We start from the raw sequence: 16,317 nt of genomic DNA on the forward strand, positions 1-16,317 counted from the left end.
GGCCTCGCACGTCGATCGACCGGTTGATGTCCATCTCCCGGGTCAGACGCCGGCCGATCTCGACCGGGCGCAGGCCCGAGCGGAACACGCGCGAGAACGTCCCCTCCACGGCTTGCTCCAGCCGCCGTTCGAACCCCTTCAGCCCCATCAGCGCTCGCTCACGAGGAGAGACGATACCGGCGGGACCGGCCGCGACTTCTCGCCCCCGCCCGGGTGGCGTCGGTGACCTCGGCGATGATGGGGCCGTGCACCCCGCCTGGGCCCCGTCCCCGCCCCCCGCGCCCGGACCGCCGAGCGCCGGTGAGGCAGCCGCCCCGGTGGCCGAGGGCGATCGCCAGCCGATGGTCGACGCCCTGCGGGCCGTGGCCCTGCTCGGCATCGTGGTGGTCAACGTGGCCGCGTACCGTCGGGGGGTCGGACCCAACCTGGCGGCCGCCGGAGGGCGGCTGGGCGGAGAGGTCGACGCCCTCACCGTCGGGGTCTCCGCCCTCGCCGAGGGCCGGTTCTACCCGCTGTTCTCGTTCATGTTCGGCTGGGGCTTCGCCGTGCAGGAGGCTCGCACTCGGGTCCGGGGCCGCTCGGTCGTCGGACCGTGGTTGCGCCGGGCGGTGGTGCTAGCGGCCTTCGGGCTGGCCCACGGCCTGCTCCTCTTCGACGGCGACATCCTCACCGCCTACGCCGTCATCGGGGTCCCGTTGCTGCTGGTCCGCCCGTTGCGGCCCGCATGGTTGGCCGGGCTCGGCGTGGGGCTGATCGTGGCCCAGTCGCTCTTCACCACCGGGCTGGTCGCCCTCGCCGCGGTGCTGACCGACCCCGAGGGCCGCGGCGAGGCCGCCCTGCGAGCCGACGGGCTGCGCGAGCTGGCTGCCGATGCCCGCGTCTACGGCGACGGGAGCTTCGTCGATGTCGTGGGCCAGCGGGCGGGCGACCTGGCCGTGAGCTTTCCCTTGGGCCTGCTCTCGGTGGGCGGCACCGTGGCCGGGATGATGTGCCTCGGGATGGCCACGGCCCGTGTCGAGTGGGTCGATCCCCGCCGGTGGCCCCGGTGGCTCCGGTCCGGCATCGTGCCCCTCTGGCTGGCGGGGCTGGCCCTCTCGGTGCCGGCGGCTTGGCTCATCGGCGACACCGCCTTCGGCTCCCGCGACGCGGGCCGGAGCTCGGCCAGCTGGCTGCTGTACTCGCTGCTCGGGCCGGCCATGGCCCTGCTTTGGGCCGGGGTTGTTCTGCGGGCAGGAGAGGTGCGGCCGCTGCGCCGGGTGCTCGGCGCCATTGCCCCCGCCGGGCGCATGTCGCTCACCGTCTACCTGAGCCAGTCGCTGGTCGCCTCTGTGGTGTTCAACGGATACGGCCTCGGCCTGGGCGACCACCTCGGCATCGGCGCGTCCGTCGCGCTGGCGGTGGCCCTCTGGGTCGTGCAGGTCGGGCTGGCCGTCGTCTGGTTCCGGTTCTTCACCATGGGCCCCCTCGAGGCCGTCGCCCGTGCCGGGGCGTACCTGCGCTGGCCCGCCATCCGTCGCCGGCCGGCCGCATCTCCCTTGGCACCCGCGCCTGGCCCTGGCTAGCCTCGGCGCTTCCACTCGGGCGAGTGGCGGAATTGGCAGACGCGCAGGATTCAGGTTCCTGTGGGGTAACACCCGTGGGGGTTCAAGTCCCCCCTCGCCCACCATCTCTGACCTGGGCAGATGTGTCCAGAGCACTCGAGGCGGAGACGTGCAGCTTCGGCTGGTGCAACCATCTTGCAACCCGACGGCCCGGCACGAAGCGGGACCGACCGGGCACCGTTCGGCAGGGTCCGGCACTGCCTCGGCTCGGCGACGAGCAAGGGGTGTGAGGTCTGACAGCCGGGCCGGGGGTCAGGCGCCGGCGGTCTCGACGACCGGCGCGTCGATGATCGACGCCGCCATGCCCCAGGAGGCGACGATGTCGACCGCTCGCTCGCGCGTGATCCGCTCCGCCCAGTCGTCGTGGCCGCTCAAGTAGCCCGCGACGCTACTGTCGTGGACCCAGTGGCCCTCTCGGCGAGCGAGCCGCTCGACGTGCAGACCGCCTTCGTCGGTGACGAAACGAGCGAGCACGCGGGGCTCCGGACCGCCGATGGTGGAGGCGCAGAACACGACTGTCACGAGCCTCATCGTACTGCCCCCGACGGGATCGGAATCGTTGTGAACGCATCGGCGATCTCGGCCGCCAGCTCCGCTCGACGGGCCGGTGGGGTGACGGCGAGGCGGAACTCCTCGTAGAGCCCGCGCGTCGCCTTCGCAACGGCGTAGCTATCCCGGGTGTGGAACTGAACCTCGACTCGGGCGGGGCCCCGAAGCCGCAGGCGGGCGTTGATGCCCCGATAACCGGGGCCGGGCCAGCCAATCAGAGAGGTGACAGCGGATCCGGCCTCGCCGCAAGCGGCGCCGCGGACGCTCCTGCAGCGTTGCGCGACTGGTGCCATTCGAGCGCGTCAGGCTCTTCGACGAACTCGAGGAGGTTGACTTCGGTGCCCTCGAGGAGGGCTCGGACCTCGGCGGGGGTGGCGTGGAAGAACTCGCGTCGGAGGTTGACTCGGTTGAGCCGGCGGTCGGCGAGGGCGGCATGAAGGGTGCCCTCGAGGCCGACGGCGTCGTTGCTGAAGATGATGGCGTGGACGTCGAAGCGGAACGGAACAGAGGCATCTCCAAGCTCACGTACCCGATCCATCGGCTCCAGGCGGCGGGTCATCCCGACCTTTACGACACCGGAGCCGAACGCGCCGACGTTCGAGATGACATACACGTAGCCGGCCCGGGTGTTGGCCGCCCGTTCGTTCAGGCCTTCGATCGAGCCCTCGACAGCCGACATCTCGGCTTCGGCGCGAGCGATCTCGTCGACGCTGGCGGCACCCGCCCGCAGGCTCTCCAGGACCCGGCGTCGGTGCTCCAGCTCCTTGGTGAGCTTCTCGCGCTCCCGCTCGATCTCCCGGCGGACCTTCTCCTCCTCGCGGATCCGGGCGCGCTCCTCGCGCTCGCGCTCCTTTTCCTCCGCGACCTTGCTGACGTAGTCGGCGGTCAGCTCCAGCTCGTAGACGCGGAGCTGGTGGTAGTGGGTGGTGATGGCGATGCCCATCGAGATGCCGAGCTTCGAGATCCTGGTGGCCACCTTGTCGAGCCGCTCGATGGCGCGGGCCAGCGCATGGGGCTTGAGCGAGCGGACGAGGCTGTCAGCCTCGGCGTTGTAGGCGCTGATCATCAGCTTTGAGAAGTCAGCCACCATCTTCCGGCCCTCGGCCAGGGATCCGTTGACCGTCCACCCGGATGCGGACTGGATCGCCTGTCCGCCGCGTACCGCGGCCTTCATGCGGCTCTGCACATCGGTGAGCGCGGCCTTGTAGGCGACGGCGTTGTCGAGCGGATGCCGGTAGGAGTAGACGCCCGCCTCCTGCAGCAGGACGGCGTCCTCAGTTTCGACGAGCTGTTGGCGCAGCACCGCCAGCTGCGCACGGAGCCCCTCAGTCTCGTCCAAGAGGTTCCGATGCTCCCGGGCGGCCATCTTCCGGGCGACCCACCCTGGGTCGTTTCCGGGGTCGGCCGCGTCGACGGCTGGCTCGGCCCATGTCTGGGGCAGGCCCGCCGGACTTGCGATCGCCGGTGGGTCGACATCGGACGGAGGTGCGACAGACGACTGCGCTCTGGCAGCGGGAACGCCCTGGTCCAGCGGGTGAGTATGGTCGGTCCACACCGTTCCATCCCACCAGCGTAAGGCTGGAGCACCACGCGGATCAGGGTGCCAGCCCGGGCTGGGGGCGTCGGTCATCGTCCGGCCGCCGGACCTTCTTCGTAGGCTTGGCGTGAGCCCATTGACCGATCATGCCACTATCGGGGGCAGCTCTTGTCGCTACCTCAGTCCGTGTCGGGGTGCTGCTCACCAGCCCGACGGCCGCGCACACGTTCGTAGGAGCGTCCGGCTCCCGCAGGGGTCAACACCGCTTGCGCTATCGACGTCAGGTGCCGGCACACCACTGCAACCCATCTGCAACCCAACGGGCGCTACGGATGGCAACGGTCCGATACGCAGCGGGATCGCACCGACGCGAAAGCCCAACTCAGCGACATGATCCAGCACCGGACGATACGAGGCGGACGCCCCTTCACAGGATTCAGGTTCCTGTGCGATAACACCCGTGGGGGTTCAAGTCCCCCCTCGCCCACTCGACTCGACTCGAACGGCCGGGATTCCTACCGAGCGGCTCATGCTGGTGGCCGCGTTGAGGTCCCGGTCGTAGGATGCCCCGCACCGGTCACAGGTCCAGGACCTGACCTCGAGCGGTTCCGAGTCGACCCCGCAGGCTGAGCACAGCCGGGACGACGGGAACCAGCGCCCGACCTTGACGACCTGGCGGCCGTGGTGGGTCGCCTTCTCTTCGAGGACCCGGACGAGTTGCGACCACCCGGCGTAGTGCACCGAACGGGCCAGGTTCGTTCTGGCCAGGCCGGCCACACACAAGTCCTCGACGTAGACCGCTTGGTTGTCGCGGACCAGTCGAAGAGCGAGCTTGTGGTGGGCGTCGAGGCGTGCCTCACGGACCTTGCGGTGGGCCACAGCCACCTTGACGCGTCGCCGCTCACCGTTGTTGACGCGGTGGCTCTTGTGCTGCCAACGTGACGCATGTCCGCTCTTCGGCCGATCCCTTGCCCACGCCCACGCGCCGGTCGTTGGCCCATCTGCCTCACGGTCGCCCTGCTGGCGGCGGCTTCGTGGGGAGCCCTTCCGGCGACTGCCGTCACGCCGTCCGGCGACGGAACGGTTGCTCTTCCCTCGGCTGGCGGCGTGACTGCCGTCGCCGTGCCGGTCACCGGAGGCGACGCCCGGCCTCTCCCTTCGCCCCGGGTTGCGGTGAGGGGCGGCCCTGGCCGAGTCACGACCGAGGCAAGCCCCGGCTTCGAGGCCGCCGTCAGTGTCCCGGAGGGGCAGATGGTTGCCGTGGGGTGGAGTGGCGCGCCGGTCGGCGCAGTGCAGCTCCGTGCTCGCACCAGCGATACGTGGGGCGCCTGGGTCGAGCTGGAGGCTGATCCCGACCATGCCCCGGACCCGACCTCGCCCGACGCGTCGGCGGCGCGCCCGACCGCCGTGGGACCGGTGTGGACTGGCTCTGGGACCCAGGCGGTCGAGCTGCGGGTCACGTCCGGGCGCCTGGCCGATCTGCGGGTCGACGTGCTGCGCACTGAAGGATCAGGGGCACCGTCCGCCGAGCCCACCGGCGCCATGCCGAGGTTGTTGGCCCCCAGGTCGACGGCGACTGTGAGGACCAACAGCCCGGTGCCGACTGCCATGAGCAGCGAGCTCCGCACGGAGGGATCTCCGGCGCTGGCCGCGACGTCCACCAGCCCCGCCATGCCGGCGATCCAGCCGCGGGCGGCCTGGGGAGCGGGGCCTTGGCGGTGCAGCGGCTCACCGTCCGAAGCGCCGCTCCGCAACGCCATCGTGCACCACACCGCCAGCGGCAACAGCTACACGCAGTCCGAGGTCGACGACGTTCTTCGGGGCATCTACTACTTCCACACCGAGACCCGAGGCTGGTGCGACATCGCGTACAACTTCCTGGTCGACCGGTTCGGTGGCATGTGGGAGGGACGCACGGGGAGCCTGTCGGGCCCAGTGATCGGCGGGCACGCCTCGGGCTTCAACACCGGCTCGGTCGGCCTCTCGGTCATCGGCAACTACGACGGTGTGACTCTGCCGAGCGCGACGTTCACCGGGCTCCGCCGGGTGCTCGGCTGGCGCTTCGGCGCGGCGGGCATCGACCCCGAGGGCCAGGTGACGGTCAAGAGCGGCGGTTCCACCAAGTACCCGGCGGGGACGATGGTCACCCTGCCGACGATCGCCGGTCACCGAGACGTCAGCCTGACCGCCTGCCCCGGCACGGGCATCTACAATCGCCTCGGCGAGCTGCGGACCCTCGTCGGCGACGACCTGACCACAGCCACAGCGCCGGGGCCGCCGGGCACGCCGTCGGCGGTGCCGGGCAACGCACGGGCGACGGTGTCTTGGTCGGCGCCGGCCTCCGATGGTGGGTCGCCGACGACGGGCTACGTCGTGAGGCCCTACATCGGGACGACCGCGCAGGCGCCAGTGACGTTCAACTCGACCGCGCGGTCGCGGGTGGTCACCGGCCTGGCCAACTCAGCCACGTACACGTTCAGGGTGTCGGCGATCAACGCGGTCGGAACCGGGCCGCCGTCGGCGGCCTCCAACGCGGTCACCCCGACCGCCACCTTCTGCCTGGGCCGGCCCACCACCGCCGTCTACGGCGACGGCAACGACACGATCTTCGGGACGGCCGGGGATGACGTGATCTTCGCCGGTGGCGGCGACGACATCGTCAACGGCGGAGGCGGCAACGACCGCATCTGCGGTGGCGGGGGCAATGACACCCTTGATGGTGGGGACGGGGACGACTTCCTCGTCGGTGGCGCCGGCAACGACATCATCAGAGGCGGGACCGGGATCGACCGGGTTCTCTACAATGACCGCACCGGCTGGACCCAAGGGGTGCGGGTCACCCTGGACAACATCGCCACCGACGGCCCGTACGGGGTCGGCGAGGCCGACAACGTCGGCACCAGCGTGGAGAACATCACGGGTGGCGCCGGCAACGACGAACTCAGGGCCCAGACCGGCAGTCCCACGGTCAACTCCCTCAGCGGTGGCGCGGGGGCCGACAAGCTCTACGGCTACGACGGGGCCGACACCCTCTTCGGTGACGGCGGCAATGACACCCTCTATGGCGGCGGGGGCAATGACACCCTCGATGGTGGGGACGGGAACGACTCCCTCGTCGGTGGCACCGGCAACGACATCATCAGAGGCGGGACCGGGATCGACCGGGTTCTCTACAATGACCGCACCGGCTGGACCCAAGGGGTGCGGGTCACCCTGGACAACATCGCCAACGACGGCCAGTACGGGATCGGCGAGGCCGACAACGTCGGCACCAGCGTGGAGAACATCACGGGTGGCGCCGGCAACGACGAGCTCAGGGCCCAGACCGGCACCCCCACGGTCAACTCCCTCAGCGGTGGCGCGGGGGACGACAAGCTCTACGGCTACGACGGGGCCGACACCCTCTCCGGTGACGGCGGAGCCGACTCCCTCTATGGCGGCGGGGGCAACGACACGCTGCTGGCCAAGGATTCGCTCAGGGACATCATCGTCGACTGCGGCGGCCACACCTCAGGTACGACCGGCGATCTCGCCTTGGTCGACGCTGTCGATCCCAGGGTGGGCTGCGAGCGGCTGGGGTAGTGGCTCGGGCCACCGACGATCGCGCACCACCGGGTAGGCCGGCGCCACCAACGCAGTGACCGGTATCGCACAGAACCCATGTGGTCCCACAACGCACCGACGCGCCAAGGGGGCCCAGGGGCTTCCCCGCCCTCGACGACGACACCCACCCGCTGTACGAGGCCGCTCGGCTGGCCTTGTCGATCCTGACCGTCGTCGGGGATGACGAGGTGCGGTCGTGGGGGGAGGTGGGCGGGCAGGGGTGGCGGGTCCTCGAGAACGCCGGGGTGGCGCTCTCCGCCGAGCAGGTCGCGGTCCTCACCAGGCCCGCCTTCGCCGAGGCGTTGGGGTTCATCCGCCCCCGGATCACTGCCCGCAAGGGGAAGCGGGAAGGCCAGTCGCAGCGAACCCTGGCGGTGTGTCTGACCTGTGGTGCCTGGCGCCTCAACGCCGGTCCGTCGGCTGGTTCGTGCCCGGCCCGCATGGGGTGCGGGCCGGTGCGGATCGCCAAGAAGCACCCGGCAACGTCGATGCAGGAAGATGAGGGGCCATGAACCTCGATCGCCGGCCGTAGAATCCGCCGATGTCGGTATCGAGGCGAGTTGGGCGAACCTGATCGAATCGACCGCTGATCTAGGCGGCAACGAGGGATCAGACGAGGCCCACGACGCCTTGCCGTGAGCTCGACGCCGGCGTCGCCTCGCCCTCCAGGCGACACGGGACACTGCTCCCGAGCTGGCCCTCCGTCGAGCGCTCCACGCTCGGGGACTTCGGTACCGGGTCCACCTGCGCCCACTCCCCGGAGTCCGCCGGACGGCGGACGTGGTGTTCACCCGCGCCAAGGTCGCCGCGTTCGTCGACGGATGTTTCTGGCACTCATGCCCGGAGCACCGCACCAGTCCGAAGGCGAACGATGCGAGTGTGGGGGCACGAGCCCCCGGAGCAGGCCGCGGGCGGGTGGCCGTAGACGAGAGGAATCAGGCGATCCAAGCGGAGGATCGCCAGCTCGGCCGCATAGCGAAGCACCACCCCACACCAGTTGCGCGAGCAACCCACTCGATCACCACCACGTTCACCCAGGTCAGGTCAGGGCGTTGCGGTCGGACGGGAGCGAGGTCCCCAAGAGCCCCGTGGTCACGGCTTGGTCACGGAATCGGGCAGTCGCGGCGACCCGATCAGGCAGGCAGCAGGTTGGCGTGGCGCAGCTCGTCGATCACCTGGCTCGGTACACCGATGACCTCGAGGTGGACGATGCTGCGTCCCGAGTTGCCCTCGACGATGTCAACAACGCGGGCGAGGAACGGATCCTCGCCGTCGCCGGCCACGATCAGCGCATCAACCACGACGCGTGCAGGGTCGTCGGCCTCGTCGAGGAACGTCCACACGAAGCCGGTCGCGTCGATCTGGTGCACGTCGGCAGGCAGCGTGACTCGTGTGGTCATCGAGGCGTCCTCATGTAGTGCGGGTTCGCCTGCTCGGGTCCGAGGGTCGCGACCAGGGAGCGGACGTGCGCTTCATCGTACTCGGGCAGGACGATGCTCACGTGGGGTGCGGTGAAGGTCGCCAGCACCGGGAAGCCGCCAGCGACGACATCGGTGACGGGTGCGGCGGCGTAGGTCCGACGTGTCCGGAGTCGCGGCCCAGCCAACACGTCGTCGGCGCTCCGATCGCGCCCCGTGACCTCCGCCGAGACGGCGGCCAGGGGCTCGCCGTTCCAGCTGAACTCGTCGAGGGTGCGAGCTGCCGCGGTGAGGAGGCCCTCCATCGTCAGCGGGCGACCGCGGATGACGAGCACCCAGTTGCTGGGGTCCTCGTCGGCGCGCAGGTGAGCCTCGATCGGGGTGAGCACCCGTTGAGTCTGTCAGCCCCATGTGACGGCCGGCGGACGCCGCGGTGGTCACGGCGTGGTCACAAACGGGTGACAACTAGGCGGTTCTCGCTGGTACGAGCCGACAGGGCTGGACCGCGAACGCCCTGCTCAGCGGTCGTGCCGGTCACGCGGGCTATCCAGGACACCCGCTCAGAAGGAGTTCAAGTCCCCCCTCGCCCACGCGATCCTCAGCCTGAACGTGCTGGTAGTGGCATTGAAGGGGCTCCGTGACCGGACGGCATGAGATGTCCGTGGCGACGCCTACCTTCTCGGGGACCTGGACATCGTCGCGTCCGCCGGCTCAACCGGCGATCGGTCCTTGTTGCGCTCGGCCATCCATTTGTCGAGAGCTACGTCGAAGGGCCCGGGCGCGAGACCGTTCGCTCCAGGATGGTGACCAGTCTCGAGCTCCCGACGTTGACGGTTCGGACCCGCCGCTCAAACACGTTGTGGGCTGGGTGATCGATCGCACCGACGATCACGGAGATGGATAGCGCTGCGACCCGGTGACAAGGGACCCGTCACATCACGAGTCGTGGCCGTGGGGCGAGAGGTCGATGCCGACGGTCCCGCGCGCCCGAGCGCGGGTCGATGTGGACGGACGCTACCGTTGATGGTGCCGCGTCGGGGACGGCCGCGGCGACGATCGAGTCGCGTCACGAGGAAGGCTCACCGGTTCGCGATGGGCGGCAGCGTGGCCACAAGGCCAGGCCCTTCGATCTTGATGCCGTGGTCGAGCCGGTCGATCCGGTAGATGGCGGGTGTTGGCATCTGCAGCCAGAGCTCGTAGGGATCGCTGACGCCCAAGCCTTCACTCGCGCAAGTCCTGACGCCGATGCACGGGGATGCCGAAGTGAGCAGCGGTAGGTGCCACCGTCTCGACCGCGCGCAGTAGGGGGCTGGAGAGCACCTCCGTCGGTTCCCACCTCGCGATCTGGTCCACAAGCTCGACGGCTTGACGTCGCCCCTCGTCGGTGAGAGGACGTTGGTCGTCTGGGGGTCCGCTGACCTCGCGCTTCACCGCTTCTGCGTGCCGCACCACGACCAACACGGTTGCCACTCTTGTCCACATAGCGGACGAGAGCGCACCGAGCCGTTCGGGGGCAGTGCTCACCCCCTGTCGATCCGCTCCTGCAGCGCAGATACCCAGTGATCGCGGTAGCGCTCGTGGAGCTCCACTCGCATCCAGTCGGCACTCGTCACCTCGCCCCGGCAAGCTGGGGCTCCGCACCGGCACGCCATCTTGAACCCGTCGGCGCGGGACACGGTGCCGTAGTCGATGGACGCCTCCTCGCCGGCGATCACGTCTCGGCGCGTCGCAAGCTCGTACGGTCCCACGTGCCACAGGCCGCCCGGTCGCGATAGGCGAGCAGGTCGGCGAGCGGTGTCTGCCGGGCGTCCCCGCCCCGGTGACTGGGATCTTCTCGTCGTCGATGAGGCGGCGGACGAACGCGGTCGAGACGTTCAGCAGGTCGGCGGCCCGGGCGATCGTTGACCTCGTCGTGATCGGCGGTCATCACCCCATCGTCGTCCCAGACCCTCCGGCGGGCGAGCGGATTGTCGAACCGGATGTCATGCCTCGGCGATCCGAGTGACGAACTCAATGATCCGGGCTTGGGCTTCGGCGTACGGGAAGCGGGCAACGCCACCGACAGCGTTCAGCCGCCAGCCCAGCGCCACGGCGAGCCGATGGGCGCCGCCATGAACACGTCGACGGAGTCGACGCCGGGCTGCGACCGAGCGCTCCGGATCACGTCAGCGCACTGATCCGCCCATGGGTCAACCCTCTCCCTCCGTGCTGCTGGTCGGGGCCACCGTCCGGTGAAACGCCACCAGCACGGAGCAGCCAGCCGTCGTGCGCCCGGCCTCATTGCCACGCAGCCGGCTTCCCAAAACGCAGTCAGAATAGAAAGTGGCGTGTATCCTGAAGGCGTGACCGTTGTCGATGTCGTCGAGGATCTCAACGCGTTGCAGGAGCTGGCTGAGCACGAGGCCGACCCGGAACGGCGCCGCACCCTGGACGCCGTTCGGAGTCGTCTGGGCGACCGCGACCGCGGCGCGAAGGTGGCCGAGGCTGCGGAGCTGCTTGGGATCACGCCGCCGACCGTGCGGGCCTGGATCACGTCCGGCGTGCTCGTCGCCGTGCCGGACGCGCGGCCAACCCGAGTGGACACGCTGTGCCTTGCCGACGTGAAGCGGGCGCTCGACTTGATCCGAGAGCACTCCGATGACCGCCACCTGCTCGCAGATGTGCATCGCGTGCTGCGCGATCGGGCCGCTCTGGATGGCGCCGAGGAGGGTTTCGCCGACCTGCGCGCCCGTCGTCTCGTTCCGCTCACCGACGATCTCCTCGCTGAGCTCTCGGCTCTGCCGAAGGGAGCGAAGCGATCGCGATCCGGGTCGACCTGACGGCAACCGCGACCCGACAGGCACGGGACCTTCGAGGCAGGCGCAGGCGAGCGGCCGCCGAGGCCCTGAATGCTCTGCGCGCGCAGGGCTGCGAGGCAGCCGGCTATCGCCTGTCGGGCGAAGTCCTCGACCGTGTGTGCTCCCGGCACTTCTACGGCAATGATCGGATGCTCACGGCTTGGATCACCGCCAACCACGCGGTCGTCATCGTCATCGGCCCGCACGACCAGTCCGAAGACGACGTGTATGCGCTGCTGCTCGAAGCACTTGAGCTGGACGCACCAGACACCGAGCGGGACAAGCCGCCTTGCTGCGACGAGGCGGGCGCACCACCCGCCGATGAGGACGCCTCGAGGGACATCGTCGATGTCACCGCATTCAACATCGATCATCATCAATGAAAGCCCCTTTCTCCGGCGATCCACGTCTACCGCCGCAGAGACGACTGAGCTCGAACGGCCCGACCGGGGTGCGCACCGCCTTGCGTCCCCAAGGTGGCTCGGGGACCGACAGTCGGTGAGGCGGGGCCCGGGCGACGCGATGGAGGCGCCCCTGGGGCCGGCCACGGCGCGGTGACAGCGGAGGTCGCCTTCGGCTTGCCACACTCGTCAGGTGGTGACGAACTCGAGGGTTGACGAAGCGCAGACGACGGTGCGCCGGCCCGAGCGGTCCGAGGCCCACCCCGCCCGGTGAGCTGGCGTCAGCCCGCCCTGCGGACCCGGGCCATGATCGCCTTCGGGCTGATGGCGCTGCTCGTGTCGTCGATCGTCGCCGCCGCCGCGTACGGGCTGACCCGTTCGACGCTCATCGGCCAGCGCGAGCGGGTGGCCGAGCGTCAGACCTACCTCAACGCGCGGAGCGTGCGCAGCGCCCTGTCGGGTGACGCCGCGGACCCCGCCGGTGCCCTCGCCCGCACCCAGCCCAGCCCCGGCGGCATCGCCCTGCTCCGCGTGGGCGACGAGTGGTTCAGCAGCTCGGTGTCGGGAGGCCGCAGCGACGTACCGTCCTCGCTCGTCGAGGTCCTCGATGAGGGGACGGCGGGACGGCAGCGGACCTTGGGCGACGATGGCCCTGCGGTCGCGGTCGGGGTCCCGTTGGCCGAGGCGGATGCGGCATACGTGGAGCTTGTCCCCTTCGGTGAGGCGGAGCGGACCTTGGTCCTGGTGGCGCGCGGCCTGCTCGTGGCCACCTTGGCGTCCACTGCGGCGGGGATCGTCGCCGGGCGCTGGCTCACCGGACGGGTCCTGCGCCCGGTGCGCCGCACCGCCGAGGCCGCCAACCACATCCGCGAGGGTGCCCTCGACCGTCGGCTGGAGAACGAGCAGGACGCAGACCTCCGGCCGCTGGTGCAGTCGTTCAACGAGATGGTGGCCGGCCTGCAGGCCCGGATCGAGCGCGAGGCCCGCTTCGCGTCCGACGTCAGCCACGAGCTGCGCTCACCGTTGGCCACCATGGACGCGGCGCTCTCGGTGGCGCGGCGGCGCGCCGCGGACCCGGCTGCGGTCGAGGCCCTCGACGTGCTCGACACCGAGGTCGGCCGGTTTCGCGACCTGATCGTCGACCTGCTCGAGATCGCCCGGGCCGAGGCCGGGGTGGCGGAGCTGTCGCTCGACGAGGTCGACCCCGGGCGCCTGGCATCGAGCATCCTGGAGGCCACCGCACGGGAGGGAGTGCGCCTCGTCGTGGACCCGACAAGCGGAGAACGGACCCGTCTCGACAAGCGCCGCATCGGTCAGGCGCTCGTGAACCTCCTCGACAACGCGGACAACTACGGAGGTGGCGCGACGTGCCTCACCGTGTCGGGCGACCCCGACACGGTCCGCTTCACCGTCGACGACGACGGACCCGGCGTACCGGAGCACGAGAAGGAGTACGTCTTCGAGCGCTTCGCCCGCGGTACCCATGCCACCGCGCCGGGAACGGGGCTCGGACTCGCCCTCGTGACCGAGCACGTCCGGCTCCACGGCGGGACCGTCGGCGTCGAGGACGCTCCGGGCGGCGGAGCCCGGTTCGTCATCGAGCTGCCGCGGGTGACGGCATGACCCGCGTCACCGGTGGCCGCCTGCGGCGAACCGCCGTCGGTGCGGTGCTGCTGCTCGGCGCGGGGTGCGGCATCCCGCCGGAGTCCTCGGCGCGCCAAGCCGACCCCGACGACGTGCCCTTCGGGCTCCTCGACCAGGAACCCTCCGCGTCCCCGACGTCGGTGGGCGGGATCTCGGCTCCGACCTACTTCGTGCTCGACGACCGGCTGGTCGAGGTCCCCCGGTTCCCGGGGTCGGACGACGGTCTCGGCGAGCTCGTCGAGGCGCTGTCGGCCGGTCCGACCGAGGACGAGCAGGAGGTCGGCCTCTCGTCCTCGCTGCCCGAGGGCCAGGTCGCGGAGGCCACCACGGCCCGGGGCGTTGCCCAGGTCGACCTCCGGGATTCCTTCGCCGAGCTGGGGAACGTCGACCAGACCCTGGCGATCGCCCAGCTCGTCTACACGCTGACCGGCCAGCCGGGGATCGGTCGGGTGAGCTTCACGCTCGGCGGCGAGAGCGTCGAGGTCCCGCGGGGCGACGGGGCCCTCACGACCGATGCCCTCGCCCGTGACGACTTCACCGACGTGGCCCCCGAGCGCTGACCGGTCACCGTCGTTCGGCGCCCGGGAGAAGGCCCGCCTCGGCGCCGAGACGCCCGGCGGCATCGGCGTGTCGGTACCCGCGCCCGCGAGCTCGTTGCCCTCGGACGCGGCGGAGTGGTCGGTCACTTCACGGGTCTGTGCTGGCTGCATGGGCAAATCTGTGGCCGTATGTAATTGTTCATAGAGAGGGCGATAAAGTCTCACGGGTGGATCCCATCAGCAACCCCTACTCGCCCGGCGCCGGCACTCCGCCGCCATACCTCGCAGGTCGCGATGAGCTGCAGGATGCGTTCGCGACCATGATCGCGAGGGTCGGGGTCGGCAACCCCGTCCAACCGTTGGTCCTCGCCGGGTTGCGAGGTGTGGGCAAGACCGTGCTCCTGCTCCGTTGGCGTGAGATAGCGCTGAAGTCGGGATGGGCAACGGCCCACGTCGAGGCGCGGGCCGATGCTGATCTGCGCGGGCAGCTCGGCGACGCGATCGTCGACCTGCTCCGTCAGGTCAGCCGGCAGTACCGGAACCGCGAACGGGTCGAGCGGCTGCAGCGTGTGGCCGTGTCGTTCCTTCGAGCGACCGGAGCGACGATCTCACGTGGTGGCCTTGCGTTTGGTGTCGACCCGGAGCCCGGCGTGGCCGACTCCGGTTCGCTGGAAACCGATCTGACCGAGTTGCTCGTAGAGCTCGGGCACGCGGCGAAGGACGAAGGCTCCGGAGCAGTGGTCCTGATCGATGAGCTTCAGGACGCAGGATCCGATCGCCTGGTCGGCGTGGTCGGCGCCTGCCATCGGGTGAACCAGGAGCGACTCCCGGTGCTGATCGTCGGCGCCGGACTGCCCACCGTCGGAAAGGTGCTCTCGGACGCCAAGTCGTACGCGGAGCGACTCTTCGACCTTCGTCGGGTCGGCCCGCTCGACCGCGAGGCTCAGAACCAGGCGATCGCCGAGCCGGCCCAGGAGCTGGGCGTGAGGTACGAGCCTGGCGCGCTTGAAGCCCTGGAGGTCTTGGCGGGCGGCTACCCGTTCTTCATCCAGACCCACGCCAAGTTCGTGTGGGATGTCGCCGTTGAGAGTCCGATCACGGACCGGGATGTGGCTGTCGCCGCACCCAGGGCCGGGGACCAACTGACGCGCTCGTTCTTCTCCCCGAGGTACGACCGGGCGACTCCGGCGGAACGCCGCTACATGCACGCCATGGCCTCGCGCGGGGACGATGCGGCGCCGACGGCTGAGGTCGCTTCCGCACTGAGGCGTCGGCCCTCCGACGTCTCGGTCCAGCGTGATGGGTTGCTGAACAAGGGCCTCGTCTATGCGCCCGAGCGGGGATTGGTGGCCTTCACGGTCCCGCACATGGCCGGGTTCCTCCGCACTCTCCCTACTCATGAGTTCGGCTGACGGCACGACGCGATGACGTTGGACCAGGAGCCCGCGTCGCAGGATCCCTGAAGAACCTCTCGCACCCCCGACGGGATTCGAACCCGCGTTGCCGGCTTGAAAGGCCGGTGTCCTGGGCCGCTGGACGACGGGGGCCGGCCGTGGCGGGTCCGACCGTAGTCGCGGCGCCGAGAACGACCCTCTCCGATGCCGGTGCGACCGGCGCCCCGGAAGCACCCGAACGCCGACCGCAGCGCGACGGTGGCGTGTCTCACCCGATTCCTCCTCCGGGCGCGTAGAGTTCGACATAGGCAGACCGATCCCCTGGTCAGAGACGGGATCCGACGATCCGAAGGACGCCGCGCGGGGCGCAGGAGGGCCCGGCGGCAGGCGTCGGTGGTGGATCTGGCGCTCGCGTCGGGCACGCTCAATGGTCGTGAACACGTGCGCCGACGCTGCGACCCGCCTTCCGCTGCCCTGCGGGGACCAGGTCCGGGGCATCGGGCGAGCAACGGTCGAGAGGACGGGCTGACATGGCCGGCAAGGGACGCCAGACATTCGAGAAGCGCCGGCTGGACAAGCTCCGCCAGGAGCAGCAGGCCGCCAAGCGGGAACGACGCCACTCGCGCGACGCGGAGGCCAAGGACGACGACGGCGTCGACCAGGACGCCCTGCTCGAGAAGTTCCGCCTGCTGAACGAGGCCCGCGCCGCCGGCAAGGTCGACGACGAGACGTTCCTCGTCGCCGAGCACGAGATCAAGGTCGCCCTCGGGATGGCCGACCCCGACGACGACTGA

Annotated in this window: 18 protein-coding genes, 2 tRNA genes and 2 pseudogenes; 11 read left to right on the forward strand and 11 right to left on the reverse strand. The window is 70.2% G+C overall.

The genetic code is table 11. The features are described 5' to 3' along the window. Positions 1–148: FhaA domain-containing protein (locus VNL12_RS20760; RefSeq protein WP_349257782.1), on the reverse strand; the 148-nt coding region annotated here is incomplete at its 3' end. Positions 149–245: 97 nt separating this feature from the next. Between VNL12_RS20760 and VNL12_RS02530 the strand changes: the two genes are divergently transcribed. Both VNL12_RS02530 and VNL12_RS02535 read left to right on the forward strand, forming a co-directional pair. Next, the gene (locus tag VNL12_RS02530; protein ID WP_325591231.1) at positions 246–1,562 is read left to right on the forward strand and encodes a DUF418 domain-containing protein; all 1,317 of its coding nucleotides are present in this window, start codon (positions 246–248) and stop codon (positions 1,560–1,562) included. Positions 1,563–1,579: 17 nt separating this feature from the next. Beyond that, positions 1,580–1,666, forward strand: a tRNA-Leu gene (locus VNL12_RS02535). 187 nt (positions 1,667–1,853) lie between these two features. Here the strand turns inward: VNL12_RS02535 and VNL12_RS02540 are convergent. The 4 genes and pseudogenes from VNL12_RS02540 to VNL12_RS02550 form a co-directional block, all read right to left on the reverse strand. Beyond that, positions 1,854–2,123, reverse strand: coding sequence for a hypothetical protein (locus VNL12_RS02540; protein ID WP_325591232.1), 270 nt, complete (start codon positions 2,121–2,123; stop codon positions 1,854–1,856). A 241-nt stretch (positions 2,124–2,364) separates the two neighbouring features. After that, a complete protein-coding gene (locus VNL12_RS02545; RefSeq protein ID WP_325591233.1) occupies positions 2,365–3,489 on the reverse strand; it encodes a DUF4041 domain-containing protein in 1,125 nt (374 codons plus the stop codon). A gap of 186 nt (positions 3,490–3,675) precedes the next feature. Further along, a pseudogene (locus VNL12_RS20765) lies at positions 3,676–3,780 on the reverse strand (DUF2510 domain-containing protein); the annotation flags it as partial. A 375-nt stretch (positions 3,781–4,155) separates the two neighbouring features. After that, positions 4,156–5,046 carry an RNA-guided endonuclease TnpB family protein gene (locus VNL12_RS02550; protein ID WP_325591234.1) on the reverse strand — a complete coding sequence of 297 codons (891 nt, stop codon included), beginning with the start codon at positions 5,044–5,046 and terminating at the stop codon, positions 4,156–4,158. Between VNL12_RS02550 and VNL12_RS02555 the strand changes: the two genes are divergently transcribed. The 3 genes and pseudogenes from VNL12_RS02555 to VNL12_RS02565 all read left to right on the forward strand — a co-directional run. After that, positions 4,939–7,269 carry a fibronectin type III domain-containing protein gene (locus VNL12_RS02555; RefSeq protein ID WP_325591236.1) on the forward strand — a complete coding sequence of 777 codons (2,331 nt, stop codon included), beginning with the start codon at positions 4,939–4,941 and terminating at the stop codon, positions 7,267–7,269. The two genes, VNL12_RS02550 and VNL12_RS02555, sit on opposite strands and share 108 nt — an antisense overlap. Positions 7,270–7,349: 80 nt before the next feature. Next, positions 7,350–7,802 carry a hypothetical protein gene (locus tag VNL12_RS02560; RefSeq protein ID WP_325591237.1) on the forward strand — a complete coding sequence of 151 codons (453 nt, stop codon included), beginning with the start codon at positions 7,350–7,352 and terminating at the stop codon, positions 7,800–7,802. Positions 7,803–7,983: 181 nt separating this feature from the next. Then, positions 7,984–8,149, forward strand: a pseudogene (locus tag VNL12_RS02565) (very short patch repair endonuclease); the annotation flags it as partial. Positions 8,150–8,423: 274 nt separating this feature from the next. On the opposite strand, the gene VNL12_RS02570 reads toward VNL12_RS02565, so the two are convergent. The 5 genes from VNL12_RS02570 to VNL12_RS02585 form a co-directional block, all read right to left on the reverse strand. Beyond that, positions 8,424–8,690 (reverse strand): hypothetical protein, encoded by a 267-nt coding sequence (locus VNL12_RS02570; RefSeq protein WP_325591239.1) that lies wholly within the window; start codon positions 8,688–8,690, stop codon positions 8,424–8,426. Beyond that, positions 8,687–9,097 carry a hypothetical protein gene (locus VNL12_RS02575; RefSeq protein ID WP_325591241.1) on the reverse strand — a complete coding sequence of 137 codons (411 nt, stop codon included), beginning with the start codon at positions 9,095–9,097 and terminating at the stop codon, positions 8,687–8,689. Before VNL12_RS02575 ends, VNL12_RS02570 begins: the two co-directional genes overlap by 4 nt. Positions 9,098–9,787: 690 nt before the next feature. Next, complete coding sequence (locus VNL12_RS02580) at positions 9,788–9,925, reverse strand: hypothetical protein (RefSeq protein WP_325591243.1); 138 nt, start codon at positions 9,923–9,925, stop codon at positions 9,788–9,790. 4 nt (positions 9,926–9,929) lie between these two features. After that, the gene (locus VNL12_RS21130) at positions 9,930–10,190 is read right to left on the reverse strand and encodes a SixA phosphatase family protein (protein WP_414654838.1); all 261 of its coding nucleotides are present in this window, start codon (positions 10,188–10,190) and stop codon (positions 9,930–9,932) included. A gap of 38 nt (positions 10,191–10,228) precedes the next feature. After that, positions 10,229–10,456 (reverse strand): hypothetical protein, encoded by a 228-nt coding sequence (locus tag VNL12_RS02585; RefSeq protein ID WP_325591244.1) that lies wholly within the window; start codon positions 10,454–10,456, stop codon positions 10,229–10,231. A 483-nt stretch (positions 10,457–10,939) separates the two neighbouring features. On the opposite strand from VNL12_RS02585, the gene VNL12_RS02590 reads away from it, so the two are divergent. From VNL12_RS02590 to VNL12_RS02610, 5 genes are all read left to right on the forward strand, one after another. Further along, on the forward strand, positions 10,940–11,527 hold the full coding sequence (locus VNL12_RS02590; protein WP_325591246.1) for a helix-turn-helix domain-containing protein: 588 nt from the start codon (positions 10,940–10,942) through the stop codon (positions 11,525–11,527). Between the two features lie 167 nt (positions 11,528–11,694). Then, positions 11,695–11,928 carry a hypothetical protein gene (locus VNL12_RS02595; protein WP_325591247.1) on the forward strand — a complete coding sequence of 78 codons (234 nt, stop codon included), beginning with the start codon at positions 11,695–11,697 and terminating at the stop codon, positions 11,926–11,928. 288 nt (positions 11,929–12,216) lie between these two features. Beyond that, positions 12,217–13,569: a HAMP domain-containing sensor histidine kinase gene (locus VNL12_RS02600; protein ID WP_325591249.1), complete on the forward strand. Its 1,353-nt coding sequence runs from the start codon at positions 12,217–12,219 to the stop codon at positions 13,567–13,569. After that, positions 13,566–14,150 carry a GerMN domain-containing protein gene (locus tag VNL12_RS02605; protein ID WP_325591250.1) on the forward strand — a complete coding sequence of 195 codons (585 nt, stop codon included), beginning with the start codon at positions 13,566–13,568 and terminating at the stop codon, positions 14,148–14,150. The genes VNL12_RS02600 and VNL12_RS02605 overlap by 4 nt, the downstream gene beginning before the upstream one ends. A gap of 206 nt (positions 14,151–14,356) precedes the next feature. Beyond that, the gene (locus VNL12_RS02610) at positions 14,357–15,541 is read left to right on the forward strand and encodes an ATP-binding protein (protein ID WP_325591254.1); all 1,185 of its coding nucleotides are present in this window, start codon (positions 14,357–14,359) and stop codon (positions 15,539–15,541) included. 62 nt (positions 15,542–15,603) lie between these two features. On the opposite strand, the gene VNL12_RS02615 is transcribed toward VNL12_RS02610, so the two are convergent. Next, positions 15,604–15,676, reverse strand: a tRNA-Glu gene (locus VNL12_RS02615). Between the two features lie 377 nt (positions 15,677–16,053). On the opposite strand from VNL12_RS02615, the gene VNL12_RS02620 reads away from it, so the two are divergent. Then, positions 16,054–16,317: a hypothetical protein gene (locus VNL12_RS02620; protein WP_325591252.1), complete on the forward strand. Its 264-nt coding sequence runs from the start codon at positions 16,054–16,056 to the stop codon at positions 16,315–16,317.

The organism is Iamia sp. (assembly GCF_035575815.1).
In the GTDB taxonomy this organism is placed as follows: Bacteria; Actinomycetota; Acidimicrobiia; order Acidimicrobiales; family Iamiaceae; genus Iamia.